The 21509-nt window shown below is 33.1% G+C and carries 30 protein-coding genes; all 30 read left to right on the top strand.

Annotated features, from left to right (window positions below; genetic code table 11):
• Positions 1 to 349 precede the first annotated feature (349 nt).
• The 30 genes from Q0370_RS05825 (at position 350) to Q0370_RS05680 (ending at position 21342) form a co-directional block, all read left to right on the top strand.
• Positions 350 to 922, top strand: coding sequence for a MerR family transcriptional regulator (locus Q0370_RS05825; RefSeq protein ID WP_299573307.1), 573 nt, complete (start codon positions 350 to 352; stop codon positions 920 to 922).
• The gene (locus Q0370_RS05820) at positions 882 to 2732 is read left to right on the top strand and encodes a phage terminase large subunit family protein (protein WP_299573305.1); all 1851 of its coding nucleotides are present in this window, start codon (positions 882 to 884) and stop codon (positions 2730 to 2732) included. Before Q0370_RS05825 ends, Q0370_RS05820 begins: the two co-directional genes overlap by 41 nt.
• A gap of 10 nt (positions 2733 to 2742) precedes the next feature.
• Positions 2743 to 2964 carry a DUF6148 family protein gene (locus Q0370_RS05815; protein ID WP_026748626.1) on the top strand — a complete coding sequence of 74 codons (222 nt, stop codon included), beginning with the start codon at positions 2743 to 2745 and terminating at the stop codon, positions 2962 to 2964.
• A 20-nt stretch (positions 2965 to 2984) separates the two neighbouring features.
• The gene (locus tag Q0370_RS05810) at positions 2985 to 4562 is read left to right on the top strand and encodes a phage portal protein (protein WP_299573298.1); all 1578 of its coding nucleotides are present in this window, start codon (positions 2985 to 2987) and stop codon (positions 4560 to 4562) included.
• Entirely contained in the window at positions 4516 to 5565 is a 1050-nt protein-coding gene (locus Q0370_RS05805; RefSeq protein ID WP_248615373.1) for a head maturation protease, ClpP-related, read from the top strand. Before Q0370_RS05810 ends, Q0370_RS05805 begins: the two co-directional genes overlap by 47 nt.
• A gap of 2 nt (positions 5566 to 5567) precedes the next feature.
• A complete protein-coding gene (locus Q0370_RS05800; RefSeq protein WP_026748625.1) occupies positions 5568 to 5897 on the top strand; it encodes a hypothetical protein in 330 nt (109 codons plus the stop codon).
• A 2-nt stretch (positions 5898 to 5899) separates the two neighbouring features.
• Positions 5900 to 6940, top strand: a complete 1041-nt coding sequence (locus Q0370_RS05795) for a major capsid protein (RefSeq protein ID WP_299573291.1) — start codon at positions 5900 to 5902, stop codon at positions 6938 to 6940.
• A 10-nt stretch (positions 6941 to 6950) separates the two neighbouring features.
• On the top strand, positions 6951 to 7169 hold the full coding sequence (locus tag Q0370_RS05790; protein WP_299573288.1) for a hypothetical protein: 219 nt from the start codon (positions 6951 to 6953) through the stop codon (positions 7167 to 7169).
• A gap of 9 nt (positions 7170 to 7178) precedes the next feature.
• Positions 7179 to 7508 carry a hypothetical protein gene (locus Q0370_RS05785; protein WP_299573285.1) on the top strand — a complete coding sequence of 110 codons (330 nt, stop codon included), beginning with the start codon at positions 7179 to 7181 and terminating at the stop codon, positions 7506 to 7508.
• Between the two features lie 12 nt (positions 7509 to 7520).
• On the top strand, positions 7521 to 8072 hold the full coding sequence (locus tag Q0370_RS05780) for a hypothetical protein (protein WP_299573282.1): 552 nt from the start codon (positions 7521 to 7523) through the stop codon (positions 8070 to 8072).
• A gap of 3 nt (positions 8073 to 8075) precedes the next feature.
• Positions 8076 to 8534: a hypothetical protein gene (locus Q0370_RS05775; RefSeq protein WP_299573279.1), complete on the top strand. Its 459-nt coding sequence runs from the start codon at positions 8076 to 8078 to the stop codon at positions 8532 to 8534.
• Positions 8534 to 8773: a hypothetical protein gene (locus tag Q0370_RS05770; protein ID WP_299573277.1), complete on the top strand. Its 240-nt coding sequence runs from the start codon at positions 8534 to 8536 to the stop codon at positions 8771 to 8773. The genes Q0370_RS05775 and Q0370_RS05770 overlap by 1 nt, the downstream gene beginning before the upstream one ends.
• Positions 8773 to 10218: a phage tail sheath protein gene (locus Q0370_RS05765; RefSeq protein WP_299573274.1), complete on the top strand. Its 1446-nt coding sequence runs from the start codon at positions 8773 to 8775 to the stop codon at positions 10216 to 10218. The genes Q0370_RS05770 and Q0370_RS05765 overlap by 1 nt, the downstream gene beginning before the upstream one ends.
• 13 nt (positions 10219 to 10231) lie before the next feature.
• A complete protein-coding gene (locus Q0370_RS05760) occupies positions 10232 to 10759 on the top strand; it encodes a phage major tail tube protein (protein ID WP_026748617.1) in 528 nt (175 codons plus the stop codon).
• 11 nt (positions 10760 to 10770) lie between these two features.
• Positions 10771 to 11109 (top strand): hypothetical protein, encoded by a 339-nt coding sequence (locus tag Q0370_RS05755; RefSeq protein WP_299573270.1) that lies wholly within the window; start codon positions 10771 to 10773, stop codon positions 11107 to 11109.
• Between the two features lie 8 nt (positions 11110 to 11117).
• Positions 11118 to 11282, top strand: coding sequence for a hypothetical protein (locus Q0370_RS05750; RefSeq protein WP_156906978.1), 165 nt, complete (start codon positions 11118 to 11120; stop codon positions 11280 to 11282).
• A gap of 44 nt (positions 11283 to 11326) precedes the next feature.
• The gene (locus tag Q0370_RS05745; protein ID WP_299573263.1) at positions 11327 to 11908 is read left to right on the top strand and encodes a hypothetical protein; all 582 of its coding nucleotides are present in this window, start codon (positions 11327 to 11329) and stop codon (positions 11906 to 11908) included.
• Positions 11875 to 14313, top strand: a complete 2439-nt coding sequence (locus Q0370_RS05740; protein ID WP_299573259.1) for a phage tail tape measure protein — start codon at positions 11875 to 11877, stop codon at positions 14311 to 14313. The genes Q0370_RS05745 and Q0370_RS05740 overlap by 34 nt, the downstream gene beginning before the upstream one ends.
• A gap of 14 nt (positions 14314 to 14327) precedes the next feature.
• Entirely contained in the window at positions 14328 to 14534 is a 207-nt protein-coding gene (locus tag Q0370_RS05735; RefSeq protein ID WP_299573257.1) for a tail protein X, read from the top strand.
• A 2-nt stretch (positions 14535 to 14536) separates the two neighbouring features.
• Positions 14537 to 15391 carry a phage late control D family protein gene (locus Q0370_RS05730; protein ID WP_299573254.1) on the top strand — a complete coding sequence of 285 codons (855 nt, stop codon included), beginning with the start codon at positions 14537 to 14539 and terminating at the stop codon, positions 15389 to 15391.
• Between the two features lie 10 nt (positions 15392 to 15401).
• A complete protein-coding gene (locus Q0370_RS05725; protein ID WP_299573252.1) occupies positions 15402 to 15950 on the top strand; it encodes a hypothetical protein in 549 nt (182 codons plus the stop codon).
• A gap of 147 nt (positions 15951 to 16097) precedes the next feature.
• Complete coding sequence (locus Q0370_RS05720) at positions 16098 to 16589, top strand: Panacea domain-containing protein (RefSeq protein ID WP_036060578.1); 492 nt, start codon at positions 16098 to 16100, stop codon at positions 16587 to 16589.
• A complete protein-coding gene (locus Q0370_RS05715) occupies positions 16589 to 16969 on the top strand; it encodes a type II toxin-antitoxin system PemK/MazF family toxin (RefSeq protein WP_094079842.1) in 381 nt (126 codons plus the stop codon). Before Q0370_RS05720 ends, Q0370_RS05715 begins: the two co-directional genes overlap by 1 nt.
• Before the next feature lie 82 nt (positions 16970 to 17051).
• Positions 17052 to 17501 carry a phage baseplate protein gene (locus tag Q0370_RS05710; RefSeq protein WP_299573243.1) on the top strand — a complete coding sequence of 150 codons (450 nt, stop codon included), beginning with the start codon at positions 17052 to 17054 and terminating at the stop codon, positions 17499 to 17501.
• Positions 17501 to 17959 (top strand): phage tail protein, encoded by a 459-nt coding sequence (locus tag Q0370_RS05705; RefSeq protein WP_299573240.1) that lies wholly within the window; start codon positions 17501 to 17503, stop codon positions 17957 to 17959. The genes Q0370_RS05710 and Q0370_RS05705 overlap by 1 nt, the downstream gene beginning before the upstream one ends.
• A gap of 153 nt (positions 17960 to 18112) precedes the next feature.
• Positions 18113 to 18292, top strand: a complete 180-nt coding sequence (locus Q0370_RS05700) for a hypothetical protein (protein ID WP_299573237.1) — start codon at positions 18113 to 18115, stop codon at positions 18290 to 18292.
• Positions 18292 to 18606: a hypothetical protein gene (locus tag Q0370_RS05695; protein WP_071124846.1), complete on the top strand. Its 315-nt coding sequence runs from the start codon at positions 18292 to 18294 to the stop codon at positions 18604 to 18606. Before Q0370_RS05700 ends, Q0370_RS05695 begins: the two co-directional genes overlap by 1 nt.
• On the top strand, positions 18599 to 19711 hold the full coding sequence (locus Q0370_RS05690) for a baseplate J/gp47 family protein (RefSeq protein WP_299573230.1): 1113 nt from the start codon (positions 18599 to 18601) through the stop codon (positions 19709 to 19711). Before Q0370_RS05695 ends, Q0370_RS05690 begins: the two co-directional genes overlap by 8 nt.
• A gap of 150 nt (positions 19712 to 19861) precedes the next feature.
• Positions 19862 to 20302: a phage tail protein gene (locus Q0370_RS05685; protein WP_299573227.1), complete on the top strand. Its 441-nt coding sequence runs from the start codon at positions 19862 to 19864 to the stop codon at positions 20300 to 20302.
• A gap of 35 nt (positions 20303 to 20337) precedes the next feature.
• On the top strand, positions 20338 to 21342 hold the full coding sequence (locus Q0370_RS05680; protein WP_299573224.1) for a phage tail protein: 1005 nt from the start codon (positions 20338 to 20340) through the stop codon (positions 21340 to 21342).
• Positions 21343 to 21509 lie beyond the last annotated feature (167 nt).

The following is a 21509-nucleotide window of genomic DNA, read 5'->3' as shown; positions in this document are numbered from 1 at the left end:
AGTAAGAAGAATTAAGAAAAGTACAATAGGATAAAGGCAAGAGTAAAAGTGGTTATGAGCCGATTTGTAGATAAACTATAGAAATATAGTCTATTTATAAGTCGGCTCTTTTTGTTTTAAAGACTAAAAGAAATTATTAGTAATATCAGTTATATAGAAAAAGGATTGATGAGGGCCTTGAACTTACAAATTGGATACAAAGATAGATGACGGGAAGCAAAAGATAAGATGATGAAAAAATAAAAAAGGTACTTCTGGAGAGACAAAAAAGAGCGAACGGGTTCGAAGCCCCAGAAAAAATTTGTACACTAATTTTTTCAAATTTCATTTCCGTTCCGAAGGAGGTGTTATGTTAATAAAAGAAAATCAAATAATAAAAGCGACAGAATTGGCTAAATTACTGGGAATAACAGATAGACACCTTCGGAATTTGGCTAATGAAGGAGTGATAAAAAAAACGGAAAAAGGTAAGTATTTATTATTGGAAAGCGTTCGAGGATATATTGAGTATATAGAATCTAAAAATGATGTGGATTTGAATCTGAAAGATGAAAAAATCAAGGAAGAGATAAAGAAAATAAAAAAAGAAACTGAATTAAAGGGCTTAAAAATAAAAGAACTTAAAAACCAGTTACATTCGGCAAGTATTATTGAAAAAGTGATGACTAGTAGTCTTGTGAATTTGAAAGGAAGGTTATTGTCTTTATCAAATAGATTAGCTCCGCAATTAATTGCTTTGGATAATTTGGGAGAGATCCAGGAAGTTATACAAGATTCAATAGTTGAAGCATTGGAAGAACTTAGCGAATATAGTCCAGAATTGTTTAAAAACAAAAACTTTATTGAAGAAGATGATGAGGAAGAACAGGAAGGAGTTGAAATTGGAAAAGGAAAACGTGGCAGATCTAAAAAAGGCAAATGATTTATTTAAGAAAATATTTTCAGTTTTAAAACCTCCGCCAAAATTAACAATAGATACATGGGCAGATAGATATAGAATTTTAAGTTCTAAAAGTTCAGCTGAACCGGGTAAGTGGAGGACTGACAGAGTACCTTTTCAAAGAGAAGTTATGAGGGCTATATCCGATAGGAGAACAGAACGAGTTATTATGAAATACGGAGCCCAATTATCTAAAACAGAAATTTTAATGAACACTGTTGGATATTATGCTGACTATGAGCCTTCACCAATAATGTTTTTAATGCCGACTAAAGATATGGCACAAGATTTTTCAACCACAAGACTTAACGATATGATTCAATCGACACCGCAATTAAGAAGTAAAATTATTGAAAATGATAATGCAAGAGATACAAAAAGGCAAAAGGAATTTGCAGGTGGTTATATTGTTTTAACAGGAAGTAACTCAGCTGCTGAATTGGCAAGTAGACCGATTAGAATTTTACTTGCTGATGAAATTGATAGATTTCCGTCTAATGTAAAAGACGAGGGTGACCCTTTAAATTTGGCAATTGAAAGAACAAAAACTTGGGCTAATAAAAAGATAGTATTAACAAGCACTCCGACAATTAAAGGTGGGAGTAGAATAGAATTAGCTTATGAAAACAGTACAAAAGAAGAATATTACATACCTTGTCCAAAATGTGGCGAAATGGTTAAGTTGGAGTGGAAAAATATAATTTTTGAAAATGTCTCACATAAATGTGAAAAATGTTTGGAATCTTCAAGTGAATATGAATGGAAAAAAAATCTTATTAAAGGCGAGTGGAGAAGAAGTAATTTAGAAATAGATCCTTATCAAGTACGGGGGTTTCATATTTCAGAACTTTATAGTCCGTTTTCAAAATGGGAAAGCATTATTCAAAAATTTAAAGAAGCCAAAGGCGATGAACAACTTATGAAGGTATTTGTTAATACAGCTCTCGGAGAATGTTTTGAAGAAAAGGTTGAAAGATTTGATTTTGAAAAAATACAAGCGAGAGCTGAGGATTATGGAGAATACATAAACGAAGAAGATGGTACGATAAATGATATTGAAATACCTGATAAAGTTACGGTATTGACTGCTGGTGTAGACGTTCAAGATGACAGGCTTGAAGTTGAAATTGTTGGATGGGGACCAGGAGAAGAAAGTTGGGGAATTTATTATAGAGTTATTATGGGAAATCCTGCATTGCCGTATGTATGGAATACATTGGATGAATTTCTTATGAGAGATTTTGAATATCAGAATGGAGAGAAAATAAGAGTTGCTTGTACTTGTATTGATACAGGCGGACATCATACTGATGATGTTTACAGGTATGTAAAAGCAAGAGAACAGTTGAATATTTTTGGAATAAAAGGAAGCGGAGAAACTGGGAGACCTCTTATTTCACGTCCAAGTAAAAATAATAAAGGTGGTATTTCGTTATTTGTGCTTGGGGTTAATACTGGAAAAGATTCAATAATGAGTAATTTAAAAGTTGAGAAACCAGGAGAAAAATATATGCACTATCCAAACGACCCTAAGCGTGGATATGATGAAGTTTATTTTAAAGGACTTACTTCTGAAATAAAAATTGTTACATTTAGCAAAGGGCAAGCTAAAATCGAGTGGAAAACAATCGGAGATAAAAGAAATGAGCCTTTGGACATTCGAAATTATGCACAGGCGGCATTGAGAATAGCGAATCCTAACTTAAATATACGGTATTCAACGGATGTGCTTAATAATTTTAGGACACAACAAAGAAATAATGGTAGGCGAATAATTCGTAGCGGAATATAGGGAGGTAAAAATGTATAGTGTAGAAACTTGCAAAGAAATGATAAATTCATATATTAAGGCTGAAAAGTCTGTATTGTTGGGACAGAGCTATAAAATTGGAAGCAGAGAATTGACTAGGGCAGACTTAACCGAAATTATAAAAGCTAGACAATTATGGGAGCATAATTTAACGCTTGCACAAAACAGTGGACGGCGTACACAGTCTGTACAGGTTATAATAAGAGATTTGTAATAGTTAGGAGGTGGAAATGATTGAATTTATTTGATAAGGCAGTAGGAGTATTTAATCCAGAAAAAGCATTAAAGATGGCTGGAGCAAGAGAAAGGCTAAAGCTGTTTAACCAAAATCAAAAAATAATGAATAAAGGTTATGGAGAACATGGGGCGAGTACCCGTAAAAAATCTTTGAGAGGATGGTTTGCTTCTCTCGGTGGAGTGAAGAACGACATTTATAACTACCGTGAAAAACTTGTGGCTCGTTCCAGAGATTTATATATGGGGGCACCTCTAGCTAATGGAGCTTTGAATACAATGAAAATGAATGCTGTTGGTTCAGGATTAAAATTAAAATCAAGTATTGATTCAGATATTGTAAACTTATCCGAAGATGAGATAGAAACGTTAGAAACTAAAATTGAAAAAGAATTTAATTTATGGAGTAATTCTAAAATAGATCAAACAGGTTTACTTAACTTTTACGAAATTCAAGATTTAGTTTTTTTGACAACGTTGTTAAATGGAGAATGTTTTATTCATTTGAATTATTTTGAAACTCCAGAAAATCCGTATAGTTTGAAATTATCCATAATTGAGCCTGACAGAGTAAATACTCCAAGCAATAAAATGAGCGACACTTCTATTGTTCAGGGAGTACGATTTGACAAAAATGGACGTATTGATGGTTACTATATTCAGGAACATAATCCAAACGACGAAATTATGGGTACGAATCAACATAAATATGTAAAAATGTATGGAAGTGAAAGCCAATTAAATATAATCCATTTGACAACTTCGGAGCGTCCAGGACAAGTAAGAGGCGTGCCAATATTAGCTCCTGTAATGGAAAGTCTGAAACAACTTGATAGATATACAAATGCAGAATTAACGAGTGCAATTATAAGCAGTATGTTTACAATTTTTATTGAATCAGCTGATATACCTCAAACAAATCCAGGGGATTTATCGAACGTCGGACAAAAAGATGCCATAGCAAACGAAGAATCTGGAACGTTGGAGCTTTCAAGTGGTGCAATAGTAACTCTTAATAAGGGGGAAAAAGCGACATCTGTAAATCCGGCAAGACCTAATGCACAATTTGAGCCATTTATGACGGCTATAATACGACAAATCGGAAGTAGCTTGGGTATTCCTTATGAACTTATGATAATGCACTTTACAAGCAGCTATTCAGCAAGTAGAGCAGCTTTATTGGAAGCGTGGAAAACTTTTAGAAAAAAACGTGAATGGTTTGCTAAAAATTTTTGCCAACTTGTTTATGAAGAGTGGCTAAGAGAGGCAGTTTTACTAGGAAGAGTAGAAATAAATGATTTTGAAAATGACATTTTGATTAGAAAAGCATACAGTAACGCAATTTGGAGTGGAACATCACAAGGACAGTTAGATCCTACGAAAGAAGTTAATGCGGCAATTTTGAGAATAAATGCCGGGTTATCAACGAGAAGCCGTGAAACTATTGAATTAAATGGGGGAGATTTTGAACAAAATATAAAAATATTGGCAAAAGAACAAAAAATAGCAAATGAGAAAGGAGTGATTTTGGATGGGACAATTTATACCGAACCACCAAACAATGAGCCAGAGGAATAAAACTATATGGAATATAGTTAAAAACGATGATAAAAATGCCGAATTGATGTTATATGGTGATATAGCTGAAAGTTTTTGGGGTGATACCATAAGTGCTAAGGAAGTTACAGAATATTTAGCTGACTTAGATGTAGAAAATATTAATGTCTATATTAATTCAAATGGCGGGGTAGTTGACACTGCTATTGCAATTAATAATGCTTTGAGAAGACATAAAGCCAAAGTAACTGTAAATATTGATGGTATTGCAGCAAGTGCGGCTACTTTAATCACGTGTGCTGGAGATACAGTTAGAATGCCTAAAAACGCTTTGTTTATGATACATAACCCTTCAACAATTGCAATGGGGGATTCAGAAGAGATGAGAAAACAGGCAGATGTACTTGAAAAATACAAAAATTCGATAACGGAAACTTATTTGCAAAAAGTTAATATTGATAAAGAAAAATTATCAGAACTTATGGATAGTGAAAGCTGGTTAAGTGCTGAAGAAGCGTTGAAATATGGGTTTATTGATGAAATAATCGAAAATACAGATATTCAAGTTGTAGAAAATAAGGTTATTTCAAACAATATGGTATTTAATATGGCGGAGTTTAAAAACTTTAATGTTGATAAAAATATAAAAAATAACGGAAAAGGAAGTGGAAAAATGACAAAAGATGAAATAAAAGCACAATTTCCTGACATTTATGCCGAAATTGTAAATGAAGGAAAAGAAATTGGAGTAAAGGAAGAAAGAACAAGGATACAGGAAATCGAGAATTTAGGATATAACCACGAAGTAGTTGATAAAGCTAAATTCAAAGAGCCTAAAAATGCTAGAGATTTAGCATTGGAAATTGTAAGTTTAATGAAACAGGAAAATCAAAATAAACTTAACAGGATACAAGATGAAGGGAAACCACTTAACAATATGCCGAAAGGTAATGATGATGGAGTTAATGATGAGCAAAAAGCAGCAAATAAAATTTTAGCATTTTTTAAGAAAGGCGGTAAATAAATATGAAACATGATTATACAAATGAGCCAGATCATTTGATTGTTGGGAAAAAGGAACTGGTTGTAGCAGAACTCGTTTTACAGGTCGGAAAAACTGTGAAAAGAGGAGATATTGTGGATAAAGACGGTGCGATAATAACCGATACTGGAAAAGTATTTGGAATTGTTACAAGAGATGCAGATGCAACTGGAGCTACTGCAAAAACAACTGTTTATACCGAAGGTGAATTTAATATTGATAAAGTGAACTTTGGTACGGCAACAGAGGAAAAAGTAATTGAATTATGTAGCGACAGAAATATTTATTTAAGAACATTAGGAGGTAAGGAATAACAATGAGCATGAATTTAGATTTGAGTTTAAGAACATTATTTTTAGTAACAGAGGCAATGCCGAGACCAAGAACATTTTTATTTGATACGTTTTTTGCAAATAGGGAAAATTTGGATACTGAAACAGTAACTATTGAATTTAAAAATGGTAGAAGATTGATGGCTCCATTTGTCGATAGATATGTTGACGGAGAGGAAATGCCAAAAGATACATTTTCAGGAAGAACATTCAAACCTTATGCAGTCGCTCCTAAAAAGACGTTTCACGCAGATGAGTTGACTTTTGAAAGATTGCCAGGAGAAAATCCGTTTTCACAAAGTGATCCTGATACAAAAAGACAAAAAAAAATTGCCGAAACTTTGCAGGAACAAAGCGAACAGATTGCAAGACGTTGGGAGGCTATGGCAGCTGAAACATTATATAAATTACAAACTACAATCGACGGAGAAGGAATATCAGACACAATCAAATATTATGATAACTCTTCTACGGAACATCATACAACCGTCGCTTCAACTTGGGACAATGCTAATTCTGACCCAATTAAAGATATAAAGGCTGTATTAAGCGAAATTAATAAAGCTGGAGGAACTAGACCAGAAGCCATAATTCTTGACCCGTTGGCTGCGGAATTATTTATTAATAATAAAGCTGTACAAAATATGATGAATCTTAGAAATGCTTATTTTGGGGATATAAGACCTGAAGTTGAGGGTGTAAATGGTGCAAGTTATATTGGTACATTGACTGGATTAGGAATTGATATTTTTGAATATCAAGAATATTACGATTATGTGGATAAATCTACAAAACAAACTAAGACAAAAGCAATTATTCCAGATTACACAGCTTTATTTGCACCAAAAGGCAATTTAGTAAAATTTGGAGCTGTAAGTACAATTAAAGATGGACTTTTGGAAGGGGATTTAATCCCTAGAACCTACACAAAGGAAGAAAATGATACTATCACAATCCGTACAATGTCAAAACCAGTAACAATTCCTTTGAACACGAAATCATTGAAAGTTCTAAAAGTTAAGTAGGTGATGGTTGATGGCAGTATATATAGTTAAAGAATCGTTTATTTATGACGGAAAAATACAAAATATCGGCGAAGAAGTTCAAATGCTGGAAAAAGATGTGATTGAAAATTGTATCAATAGAGGACTGATAGAGAAAAAAGACAATAAAAAAGCAGATACAAATGACATTCTTGAAGAAACAGGAGTGTCAGATTCTGAATCTAAAACGGATAAAAATAAGAAAAAGTAGGCAAAAAGCATGAATTTTAAAAATATTTTAGAAAACGATATACAAAATACATTTTTAAATTCAGAAGAGTTTGGAGAAACGCATAATTTGAACGGTACTGATGTTATTTGCGTGACAGATGAGGACAGTTTTCAGGAAAAGGAAATTAGCGGGAAATTAACAATAGAAAATGGATTTTACAAGGAAGGAATTACAGTATTTATTGATAAAAAATATTTGAAGTATAAGCCTGAAGGCAATATGAGGATAGATTTTGACAATAAAGAATGGATAGTTGCAAACTGTAAAGAGAACTTTGGTATGTATGAACTTGATTTGTATAGATACACGGATTATTAGGAGTTGATTTAGATGTTTACAATTCAATTTGATGAAAGCGTTCTTAATGATATAGAGAATAAGTTTATTGAATTTCCGCAACAAGCTCCGAGGGCATTGGCGAGCGCTTTGAATAGAGTTTCGAGTATGACTAAAACTCGTATGGTTAGAAATGCACGAAAAATTTATACAGTTAAATACGGTGAATTATTAAAAGGATTAACTGCTAACAAAGCATTTCCTGCCAAGCTGATAGCACAAATTAATTCTAAAGGAAATTATTTAGGACTTGATAATTTTCAATTGAATCCAAGTACGAGAATTGGTAGAACACCAGTAACAGCAACAGTAAAGAATGGGAATGGAATAATGCTTAACGGTAATACGTTTATAGCTTATAGAGACGGACACTTAGGAGCATTTGAAAGGGAGGGAAGTGGAAGATTGCCAATTAAAAGAAAATATGGACCGTCTGCTCCACAAATGTTAGGACCTACGACGTGGTTACCTGATCTTGATGAATTTATGTCTCAAAAATTAAACGAAAGGTTTGAACACGAGTTGAATAGACTCTTGTCAATGTAATTTATGGGTATTAAAGTTATTGAAAAAAGTTTGTATGACTTTTTGTGTGAGGAATTTAAAGATACCGATTATCAAATATTCCGAGGGGCATTGCCAGTTAGGAGATATGGTGAAATTGATAAAAACACGGGACAGAAAAAGCCGTTTTTTCCTTGTGTGACATTAAGAGCTTTGAGTTCAAGGCAAATTACGGAAGGAATGGACAGTTATGATTGCGACGCTACTTTTGAAATAATAGTTGGGACTAAAAATGAAGATTATATTGAAAATCTTTACAAAGGCGAAGAAATTAGAAGTAAACTTTTAACTAAAGTTTATGATGAAAGAGGTTGGGCGATACGGGAAGATAAAGAATTTAAGTGCGATTTATATAGCGACGAGTTTGGAGATTTCATATTTTCAAGAATCACATTTACGGTTTGGGATTATCCTGTTGAGCCTGAAATTTTGAAGGAGGAATAATGGAAGATAAAAAGCAATATATTTATTTGGGAGATACGCTGGAATTTAAAGATATTAGATTTACAAAAGGTGTTATTTACTACAGCAATGAAGTAATTGAAACAAAACTTGAGAAATATCCGCTATTGAAAAGAACTTTGGTGGATGTTAATCAAGCTAGTGAAGCATTACAAAATGAAAAATTGCTTGAAACAGTAACACAGCAAATTAAAGACCAAATAAGAGAGGAGGCTGAATAATGGGTTATAAACACGGAACTTATCAAACTGAGACATCGAGTGATATATCACTACCGATAGTGCTTGATTACGGACATTTTATTGTAGGGACTGCACCGATGAATAAAGTAAAAAAAGAAAACAGAAGAGTGAACGAGATTGTAAGATTAGGAACTTATAAAGAAGCTATTCAGTATTTTGGAGATACTTACGACTTGGATTTTTCAATTTCGCAAGCAATAAAAGTATTTTTTGAGTTGTATAAAGTAGCACCGCTTTATGTTGTGAATATCTTGGATCTTGAAAAACATAAAACAGTTAAAAAAACTCAAAATGATTTGAGTTTAACAAATGGTAAAGCTGTTATTCCAAATCACAAATTGATAACAGATACATTAGTAGTTAAAGAAAATGCAACATCACAAGTTATTTCAGACGCTGTAACGATGTGGACGGATGAAGGGCTTGAAATATATGCTAAACCATCGAATGGGACTAAAATTGATATTGAATATGAAGAAATTGACTTGTCAAAAGTAACAAAAGCTCAGGCTTTAGGTGGATATGATATTTCAACAATGAAAAGAACTGGATTAGAATTATTAGATGAAGTTTATTTAAAATATTCGGAATTGCCGGCTTTCATTGATATTCCAGATTTTTCAAACGATAGTGAAGTTGCGGCGATTATGCAAACAAAATCTAAAAATATAAATGGGAATATGTTTGAAGCGGTTGCGTTGATTAATGCACCGATTGATAAGCCTTATGACCAAATTCCAAAATGGAAAGATGATAATAATATTAATGGGAATGATCAAATTGTGTTATATGGAATGTTGGGACTGGCTGGTAAAAAATATATTCAGTCTATTCAGTATGGGGCGTTATCATTATCAGTGGATAATGAAAAAAACGGAGTACCTTCACAGGTGCCGTCTAATTTTGCATATAAATGTGACAGTTTATATTGGAAAAATACAAACGGAAAACTTGAGGAAATAATTTTAGATAAGGAGCAGCAGGCTAACTTTTTAAACAAGAACGGAGTAGTAACAGCTATTAATTTCAAAGGCTGGCGTTGTTGGGGGACTGAAACTGCACTTAATCCAATGGCAACAGATCCGAAAGACAAATTCATAAAAACTCGTAGAATGTTTAAGTATATAGGAAACGAGCTGGTTATAAGTCTTTTTGATAAAGTGGATAAAACATTCTCTAAAAAATTAGCTGAAACAGTAACAAAATCAATGAATATCAGATTGAATGCTATTGTAGCTAGAAATGATTTGTTAAGTGCGAGTGCAACGTTATCAAGTGAAGATAATGACGCAATTAATGTTATGAACGGCGATATTACTTGGATTATTAAATTAGGAGTTATCCCAGGGATGAAATCGGCAACATTTAAGAAAAAATATGATGTGGACGCATTAACAGAGTTTGCAAACAGTTTAGGAAAATAGGAGGAATTAGGAAATGGCAAAGACAAAATTACCTTTAGCGATTGTGGATGCCGATTTATACATAAATGGAACAAACAATCTTGAAGGTGTCGGGGAAGTTGAACTTCCGAACATTGAATATGCAACGGTAACAACAGAACAGCTTGGAATGGCGGCAGAATTTGAAGCTCCGTTAATCGGGCATTATAAAAAAATGTCTGTAAAAATAAAAATGGACAGCATGAACGATACATTGCTGAACTTTAATAATAGTGATTCTATTCAAGTTGAATGTCTTGGAGCGTTGCAAGAATTAAATAGAATGACGCATTCTCCAAAAATAACTGGAGTAGACGCTACAATGAAAGGATTTATTACCAAATTTGATGGACCAAAAGTTCAGAATGGTAAAAAATTTGAAGGCTCATTTGATATGAGCTTGACTTATTACAAACTAACTATAAACGGCAAAACAATTATCAATATAGATGTGTTGAACGGAATCGCTAGCGTAAATGGTGATTACAATAATATTGTCAGAAAATTGTTAGGACATATTTAAGGAGGATAGGAATGATTATTGAATTATCAAAAGAATATACTTTGGGAAGTAAAAAATATAAGGAAATTAACTTGGATTTTGACAGTTTAACAGGAAATGATTTGCTGGAATGTTCAAGAAATTACAAAATGAGAACAGGAAAAGCAGCAGAAAGTTTTAAGGATTTCGATGACCCTTGGGGATTAAGCGTTGCAGAAAAGGCTTCAGGAATTAAATACGGAGATTTATTAAAACTTGGTGCTTCAGACTTTTTGAAAATTTTGAATCAGACTAAAAAGTTTTTGACGAAAGGCTGGGATATAGAAGAGGAGAAAAAGAACAGAGAAACCCAGCCACAAACAGAGATGTAGAAATATTTTTGGATCTGATAACAGATTTGCTTGCAGGACTTAACTATTTCAAAATCAATATGAGCTATGAAACGTTAATGTCCTGTACCTTTGATGAATTAGATTATTGGATATTAAGGGCGAATCAGTTAATTGAGGACGAAAAGGCAAGACGGGAAGAAGAAAGTGAATAAAAAAGGTGGATTAATTATTTTTTCGTCAAAGAAAAGGGGGTTATATGTCTAAAAATTTAGAGTTAAATTTAGTTTTAGGTGCAACAGTAGCTGGTGCAGTTTCAGGAATGATGCAGGTAGCAAATGCTATGAAAAATGCGAGTAAAAGCATAAAGGAACTGGATCAAAAAACTAAAGAACTACAAAAAACTCAAAAGTCTTTTGAAAAAATGGATAAAATTCGTGAAAGTTATAATAGAATCACTCAACAATTCAAAGCTACAAAAGAACATTTGGAAAAACTGAAAGCTGAATATGAAAAAAGTGGATACGAAAACAAGGATTTAGCAAAACAAATTAAACAGACTGAAAAAGCTGTAGAAACTCTAAATAAACAGAAAGAACGGCAGAAACATATGTTTGAAGCCGCAAGAAGTGCAATCGAAGCCGAGGGAGCAAGTCTTCAAAATTATAGGAATAAAGCTCAAGAAGTTGATAAAGAACTTGAGAAAATGAATAAATTGAAAGAAATACAAGGTAAATATGAAGCAAGAAAAGAATTTGCCGGAAAAATGAATGATTTTGGTGATAAACAGATAATACAAGGTATGGAATGGCAGGAGCTTTGGCTGTTCCTGTTAAATTAGCAGTTGACTTGGAAAATGCTCAAGCAGACTTAAAAAAAGTTGCTGATTTTAGTTCAAAACAAATGGAAACAGGGTTTTACAAAGCTATGAGAAATTTTAGTGAAAATAGTCCACTATCTCAAGTAGAATTATTTCAAATTGCAGGAGCAGGAGCTCAAGCGGGAATAAAAACAAATGAATTGGAAAGATATACTAAAGATGCAGCTAAAATTAAAGTTGCTTTTGATATGAACACTGAGGTAGCAGGAAACTTTTTGGCAAAAACAAGGGCACAATTAAATTTAGACCAGAACGGAGTAATGCAATATGCTGATGTAATTAATTATTTAGCAAACACCGTGGCTGTCACAGCTCCAGAAGTAGCAGATATTTCAAGCAGAGTAGCTGGATTGGGTGGAATGGCTGGTATTTCTAAAGAGGGAGTTACAGGATTAGGAGCAAGTTTGGTTTCTTTTGGTGTTCCGTCGGAAGTGGCAGCAACTGGCTTAAAAAATATTTCATTAGGTTTGATGGCTGGAACTTCGGCGACTAAAAAACAAGCGGCCGCTTTCAAGTCATTAGGACTAGATGCAGAAGACGTTGCTAAAAGAATGACAAAAGACGGAGAAGGAACACTAATTGATGTTTTTCAAAGAATTAAGAAGTTGCCAAAAGATGTCCAAGCAGCAACTCTTAAAGAGTTGTTTGGTAAAGAATCTATTCAATCAGCCTCTGAATTGGCAAAACATATTGATGAAGTCAGTAAAAATATGAGAAATGCTCATGACAGAGCAAAAACAGCTGGAAGTGTTGATAAGGAATACAACCAAAGATTAAAGACAATGGGAAATGCTTTTTCAACTTTAAAAAATAGAATTATTAACATGGGAGTAGATTTAGGTTCTGCTTTAGGACCTAGTTTAGTTCAAGTTGCAAATTCGATTGGTCCGTTAATCAAGAAATTTTCTCAATTTATTCAAAAACATCCGCAATTAACTACAAATATTTTAAAGGGTGTAGCAGCATTTGCAGCATTTAAAATAGGAATTGGTGGATTAGCCAAAGGATTTGCGCCTTTATTTAGCGGGATATCAAAAGGAATGTTAATTTTTGATAAATTTAAAGTTGCTGGAAATTTTGCTGATGGATTTAAAATAGCATTTCCTGTACTGAGCAAGATTGGAGCTGCTTTAAAACCTCTTGGAAAAGCTGGATTTAATGGATTAGTAAGTGGAATTAAAGCGGGCGGAAGTGCTTTTAAAACAATGTTAAATCCGATAAATATGGTAAAGCTTGCTTTTAATGGATTGAAATTAGGTGGAAGTTCAGCTATTAAGATATTTAAGTTAATGTTAAATCCTTTTAAAATGTTGCGAGGTGCAATAGGAATAATAAAAAGTGTAGGTATAGCGATAAAAATGGCATTTTTAGCAAATCCTGTTGGAGTTATAATAGGAGCAATTGTTGGATTAATAGCAATATTTGTAATACTTTACAATAAATCTACGTGGTTTAGAAATGGAGTAAATAATGCAATGAAACAGATAATGCCACACGTCAAAGAATTGGGCAGAACGATAAAACAAGGAATAGGGCAAGCAATAACTTGGGTTTCAAATAAGATGAAACAGGCTGGACCTCACATGAGGAATGTATGGAACAGTTTAAAACCTGTGTTATCTGTGATAGGAACAATAATAAAAGTTGTAATTATTGTAGCTATAAGATTAGCAATTTCGGCAGTAAGAGCTTTAGGATCTACATTTAAGTTTTTGTCAACTGTGGCTGGTGGTGTTTTCAAAATGATTAGTAGTGCCATAAAAACTGCAATAGCCGTTTGGAAAGGAGTATTCAATTTATTTATAGCATTTTTTACAGGAAAATGGAATGAAATTCCTGGAATTGTATCAGGCGTTTGGGAAAGCGTAAAATCAGGAATTAGTGGATTTGTCAATGGTGCAAAAAGTATTTTTAATGGATTATTTGATTGGTTTAAGAATCAATGGAACAATTTAAAAAGTTTAGTTTCTGGCGGACTTGGAGCTGTTGGTGGATTATTTGGTAAAAATGCAGCGGGAACTAACTACTGGAGCGGAGGACTTACAACAGTAGCAGAGCGTGGAGCAGAATTAATCCAAATGCCTGGTAAACCAGCTTTCTTAGCAGAACACGAAATGTTATTGAATTTACCTCGTGGTACTCAAATCTTGAATAATCGTGAAACTAGAAATAGTTTTAGAGATAAAATTAGTGGACTAAAAGAGCGGATGTCGGGGCTTAGAAGTAATGAAGGTTCGAGTGGCGGAGACACTATTAATATTAGTATAACAGTAAATGGAAATGCTGATACAAGTGCAATTGAGAAAGCGGTAATGAGAGCATTGGCGAAAGTTAAAAACAAAAAAGAAAGGACGGCATTTGGATAATGGCAAAGGTAAAAGTGTACAGAACAGTTTTAGGCGACACTTGGGACTTAATATCCTACAAAGTTTATGGAAGTGAAGGGTATTTCCATGATCTTATAAGAAGCAATTTAAGATTAATTGATATTGCCATTTTCGATGCCGATGTTCCTATTATTATTCCCGAAATTTCCGAAGAAGTTGAAGATGATGAAAATTTACCGCCTTGGAAAAGAGGTGAATAGAAGTGGCTTTTGCTAGAAATATAAGAGTAATTGTTATTTTTAACAAAGTTGATATTTCTGATGAGATAGCACATTCTATTTCGTCTCTAAACTATACCGACAATTCTAAGAACGCAATAGATGATCTAGAGCTGGAACTGGAAAATTTGGATTATCGCTGGCTTAAAGAATGGTATCCTGACGAAAATGCTCAACTTCTTGTGGGAATTCACGAAGAAACAGGAAATGAAACTGATTTTTTGGATTTGGGAACGTTTTATGTAGATGAGCCGACATTTGAAAATGACAGGCTTAATTTGAAATGTTTAGCTTTACCGTTAGATCAGAATATTCGAGATCAGAAAAATAGTGTTGCTTGGGAGAATATAACTTTAAAAGAGCTTGTTACACAGATTGCAAATAAGCATGAAATGAATGCGGAAATATATGCAGATAACGAATTTTTTGAAAGGCTAGATCAGAATCAAGAAACGGATTTGGCTTTTATTAATAGAGTTGTCAAGGAAACTGGGTTAAATATGAAGGTGTCTGATGACAAGATAATCATTTTTGATGATGAAGAAATGGAAAAGAATGATACTGTTGAGATTTTTAATATTAATGATGAAAGAATAAGAAGTTTCAGCTTGAAAAAGAAAAATAAGGAAATTTATGATAATGTTGAAGTTTCATATTATGATCCTGACAAGAAAAAAGTTATTAAGGAAATTATTACAAAAAAAGAACTTGAAAAACGTAATCAAGTTACAACTGAAAGTTCAGAAGAAAAATCATCAGAAAATAAAAAATCAAAGAACAGTAGCAAATCTTCTAAAAATAAGAAGTCCAGTAAAAAGGTTAAATCCAAGAAAAAATAAGAGGTAAAAAATGAGTTATGCGTCTTTTAAAAAGGAAAAAAGTAAAAAAACAGGAAGTAAAAATTCCTCCAAAAAAGGAAAAACAGTTAAGGAATCGAAAGAGAAGTTAAAAAATAAAGCTGAAGGTAAAAAGGGAAGAAGTAAAAAAGAGAAAACTTTAAAAATTAAGACAAAAGGGAAAAGTACAGCCAAGAAAGTAGCCAAAAAAACATTAAAAGAAAACATGAAACAGGAATATCAGATAACTTTAAATGTTGATGGAAATACTAAATATTTGGCAGGAGCAATAATAGAACTAGATGAGAGTTGGGGAAAATTTGAAGGTAAATATGTAATAGATAAAGTAACGCATAATGTAACTGGTGACTACGCCTGTGAAATCAATGCTATGAAACTTGGAGCAAGAGAAAATGCCGAACAAAATTCGATTGCTCAGACTAAAGAGGAACAACGGCAAAAAGAAGCAGAAAAACAGGCTAAATCTAAAGGCAGAAAAGGTAAAGGCAACAAGAGTTCTGGTAAGAAAAGAAGACGGAAAGCTAGAAATAAGAAAAAATAGATTGGCATAGGACAATTACAATTAAATATAATAACTGTGGTTTGTAATATTTTGATATTAGTCAAAAAAACTCTAAATTTCTGTTGCACTTTTGCTACTTTTAAGATATAATTTAGTTGTCAAATGATAACTAGAGGAGGTAGCGATATGGAAAAAATAATAAATGTTGCTCAATATATTTTTAATGAATATAAAAGAGTGACAGGAGAAATTATTGATGAAATGAAATTACAGAAGTTGCTGTATTTTTCCCAAAGGGAAACAATTGCTATTTTAAATGAACCTCTTTTTAATGAGACGTTTGAAGGCTGGAAGTATGGACCTGTATCAAGAGAGGTGCGAACTTCTTACACAACAGATGGAATAAACTATGAAACAGAAGACATAAAAAGTGAAAGTAAATACATAATAAACAATGTAATTCAAGAATACGGAGCATTAGCATCGTGGAAGTTAAGTGCATTAACACATAAGGAAATTTCTTGGCTCAATTCTCGAAAAGGGCTTAAAAAAGAAGAAAACGGAAGGATTAAAATTCAAACTGAAGATATAAGAGAAGACGCAAAGAAAGTAAGACCTTATGACTATGTGTGGGATATGTACTATGATGAATTTGACGACTATGAAGCGGTGGTTTGATGGTAGGAAAAATAGTTAGATGTTTAACTCAATATTACGATACAAGATTACATAGAAATTCAATAAAATCAAGACCTGCCTTAGTATTAAGAAGTCCTGAAAATGATGATTATGTAGTTCTTCCTATTTCAACTATTCCGAACAGAATAAATGTAAATCCAGTATATGATATAGAAATAGATCCGTCAAAATTTCCTAAAATAAACTTGACTAGATTATCGTATATTAGGACACATAGAATGGTTTCGATACCAATGCAGCAGATAGATACAAGTGTTATAATAGGAGATTTGAAATCAGATTACGAAGAACTATTTTTAGAAATAGCGGAAAAAGTAGAGCAGTTTCATAATGAAGTTATGGAGGGGCTGTTAGAATAGCAATTAAAAATATTTAAAATCACAGTTATTAATTTAGCTGTGATTTTTTTGTTACAAAAAAGTGATAAGGCAGGTGGTTAAATTGATTGAAACATTAAAAGCAGGAGAAGTGAGTGCAATAGATTCAAAAACTGGAAAAGTAAGAGTTCTGTTAAAGGGCGACGACGATAAAACAACGGACTGGCTTAATGTGTTAGTTCCTTATTCTGAAAGCCACAGTGATAATTATACACTTGGACTAGGACAAACTGTTTATTGCTTATTCTTTTCTGAAATGCCTGAACAGGGAGTTGTGCTTGGTTGTCCTATGCGTGGTGCTTCTAGTAGTGAAAGTGAAATAAAAAAGACTTTTTCTGACGGCGGAAGCTGGAGCTATGATAAAAACACGTTGACTTTGAATATCGGCAAAATTTTAATTAATGGAGATTTAGAAGTCAGCGGAACTACAAAAACTGGTGGAAGTATTAATCTTAATACGCATAAACATGATGGAGTAACCGCTGGCGGAGATATGACTGGAGGACCTGAATAATGATAGGAAGTCTTGGAGATGTAATATTTGAAGTATCTGACAAGAAAGTATTTTCAATTAATAATCAGATAAATAGATCATATAAATCTAAAATTTCTGAACATAACCCAATATATGGTCCTGGTATGCTGAGGCATCAAGGCAGGGAATTAACGGAAATAACTTTTGGAATTACATTAATTTCTTCATTAATACATGAAACCACACCATCGGAACAGCTTGATAAAATAAAGACTATGTGGGAGTTCGGAGAGTATGGTTATTTAACATTAGGAGGACAGACACTTGGAGCTTTTCCGTTTTTGATAATAGATATGAGTGAAAAGAATTCTTATTTCAACAGAGAAACTTCCGAATTTGATTATATAAATTTAGACTTGACGTTAAAGGAATATATAGATAATCCTAAAAAATATAATCAGATAATAGAACAGTTAAAAGCACAAAAGAAAGAGTAGGAAGAGCTTGTTGAAGTAGAAGCTACAAATGTTGAAATTGAGCAAAAAACAAAATTACAGGAATTTGCGGAAAAAGTAAAAAATAAAGTAGACAGCACGCTTGAAAAAGTAGATAAAGCTATTCAAATCGCAGAAAACAAGAAAAAAGAAATATTGAGCCAGCTTGAAAAAATCAAAAAAGATGCCAAAATTGATGAACTGATGAATTTAGTAAGGGCTGGAATGATTACAGCAGATAAAGTTAATGAAATGATTGATTATGCTAAAAATTTTTCTGAAACCGACAGACAGATCTTGTTAAATTTTTTAAGAAATCAGATTGGAGGTAAATAGTGATACATGTTTCATCTAATCAGGAAATAAATTATTCTCCCAAAAATTATATTGAGGAAGTTGTAACAAATGTTGGAATGCTTTTAAGAGTTTGTAAGGAAGAACAGCCACTTAACCGTGATTTCAGTTTTGACAGCGATTTAATAGATAAAAATATAAACGTTGTGGAAAATAAAATAATGTCTCAGTTGCTTGAGATGTTCAGGAAATATGAGCCGAGGGCAATTTTAAAAACCACAGAAATAAAAATGATAGATAAACACAATAATGATTTTGATATTGAACTGGGAATTGAGGTGATAAATATTGGATAATTTTGAGGAATATGAAGCGATAGACAGTGATGCTTGGGAAATAAAAAGAGATATGATTAATAAATTTCAGGAACTTAGCGGAAGGAGCTTGACAGAAGCAAGCCCTGAGACATTAATTTTCAGTACAGTAGCGTATCAGCTGGCTTTACTAGAAGAAAAATACAACGATGATATTAAGCAGAATTATTTAAGGTTTGCAAGAAATGAAAGGCTGGATTTGAAGGGAGAATTTTACGGAAACAGAGGTAAAAGGCTTATCGAACAGCCAGCAGTAGCTACATTTAGATTCTATATTTCAAGCATTCAAACAACAGATACTGTAATTCCAAAAGGCTCAAGAATTAGATACAACGAGCTTTATTTTGAAACAGATGAGGAATACAAGATAACAAAAGGAAATCTGTCAGTTGACGGAAAAGCTACATGTAATACGCTTGGAATTATTGGAAACGGTATTCCGGTTGGGCAAATTAAGGATATGGTTGATATATTCCCTAATTATGCAAAGGTTGAAAACATTACAGAAAGTAATTCAGGGACAAATGAAGAAGCAGATGAAAGCTACAGAGAGAGAATAAGGGAAATTCCTGAGAGCTTTACCACAGCTGGAAGTTCGGGAGCATACACTTTTTGGACTAAGACAGCAAGTACAAACATTATAGATGTTAAAGTTCATTCGCCCTCTGCGACCAATGTAGATATCTATATATGGACTGACATAGGTGCTGTAAGCCAGGAACTCAAGGAAAAGGTAAAGGCGGTGCTTAATGAAGAAAATGTGCGTCCTTTGACTGACAACGTGAACATTAAAGAGCCGAATAAAATTAATTATTCGATAGATTTTGACTATTATATTGACAAAGATAATGAAACTCTTGTAAATGTCATCAAATCTAACGTAGACAAAACGGTTCAGGAATATGTTGAATGGCAGAAAGAAAAAATAGGCAAAGACATAAATCCAGATGAGCTGATTAAAAGATTAAAAATAGCTGGAGTAAAAAGAGCTGTATTAAGAAATCCAACTTTTCAAAAATTAGATTTTAATCAAGTTGCTATAAATAATGGGATTACAAGCAATTATCAGGGAGTTGAAGAGCTATGATAACTATACAGGATTTAAAATTAACTTATATAGCTGCAAGCTCAACTCTGACCGATGAACGGACAAGATGGATTTATGAATCTATAGATTACGCTATAACAAATCAGAAGAAAAGGATTATAGATAAGTTTTTTCTGAACATTGATAAGCTTGAAGAAACTGAGATTGATGGAGTATCACGTCGACTATGTCGGAGAAAATGCTAGTCTTGAAAGTAAGAAAGAACTAGTAAAAATAGCCGTAATAGCCCATTTTAACAAAGGAACGCTTGGGAGTGTAAAAGCTATCTGTAAAATACTCTTTGGGAATGCAGAAATAAAAGAATGGTTTGAGTATGGTGGACGACCAGGGTATTTTAAAATATCTACATTGGGAGAGCTTAAAGAAGAAAAGGATTATTTGAAAGTACTAGATGTAGTAAACGAGTACAAGAATGAAAGAAGTTGGCTTGAGGCATTGACATTTGATAGAACTGCAGAGTTTGGAAAGCATATAGGGATATTTTCTGAAAAGCAGATAATTAACATCTTAAATGAACGAAACTTTGAACTGCCTTGGATGGAGCAGAATTTAAGTGAAGGAAAACTGTAAAAGAAAATACAATAGGAATTAGATAAGGAGGTAAAATGGCTAATTATATAGGTTGGATATTGACTAACAAAGGAAGAGAACTTCTTGCAAAGGCAATAAACAACGAGACAAAAATAAATGTGACAAAGTTTAAGATTGGAGCAGGATACAACACAGGAAATGACAGGGAATTAACAGATTTACTAGATAAAAGGAATGAATTCCCTGTGAACAGTTACGGAAGAAAAGAAAATGGAATAGTGGAATTCACATTTATAGTATCGAATAAGACAGGGACAGGAGAAAGCACAATAACAAATTCTTATAAAATATCAGAAATGGGAATATATGCTCAGGACGATTCAGGAACTGAAATATTGTATGCATACAATAAAGGAACAGATGGTGACTATATTCCAGTTTACAATGGGAAAAATGCAATAGACATAGTAGAAAAATGTATCATAATAATCGATCAGGCTGCTAATTTGAATGTAACAATAGATAATTCTATGACTTATTTAACAAGAGAGTCAGCAGACAGAAGATATTTGGAAATGCAGGCACTATCAAAAATCATAGGAATAGAATTTGGTGGAAACATTCAAGATACTGGTAACAAAGTTAAAGGGAAATTTTACTTTGATAACGTGACTAAGTTCTATTACGAATGCATAACAGATACGAATTCGACTTACAACGATGTTACTAAATTTAGGGCAATAAGCAATAAGCCAATTTCAGATAGAGTGGAAGATTTTTCCAAAACCGAAACTAAGTTTGTGGCTGAAAAAGGGATTGCACTTTCCAAAAAAGGGGATTTAGTGATTCTTACTTGGGACAGCAACTATTATCTGACGGGCTCCCTGTCCAGAGGGACTGTCTTGGCGACATTGCCGGCTGGATATCGTCCGAACTCAAATATTTCTGCCCCAGTTGCTTTTTGGAACAGCAATAACTCAGGAACTATAAAAATAGGGGCAGACGGGCGTATAACCTGGGAGTCATCAATTAACTTTCAAGGTACAATTTATGCAAATGTTTCATATTTTGTTAAGTAAAAAAACATCAGAGTATAAGGAGGTAAAAATAAATGAATGTTGTAATCTACAACAAAAAAAGTCTCGAAATAATAGCGAGACCGATTATTACTGATTTGGAAGAGTTTAAAAATAATCCTAATCTGTTTTATCCGGACTGGGATACAGAAAAGCACATCTGGAACGAA

The organism is uncultured Leptotrichia sp., assembly GCF_938036635.1.
GTDB lineage: Bacteria > Fusobacteriota > Fusobacteriia > Fusobacteriales > Leptotrichiaceae > Leptotrichia > Leptotrichia hongkongensis.
This window is presented reverse-complemented; position numbering and strand designations above follow the sequence as displayed.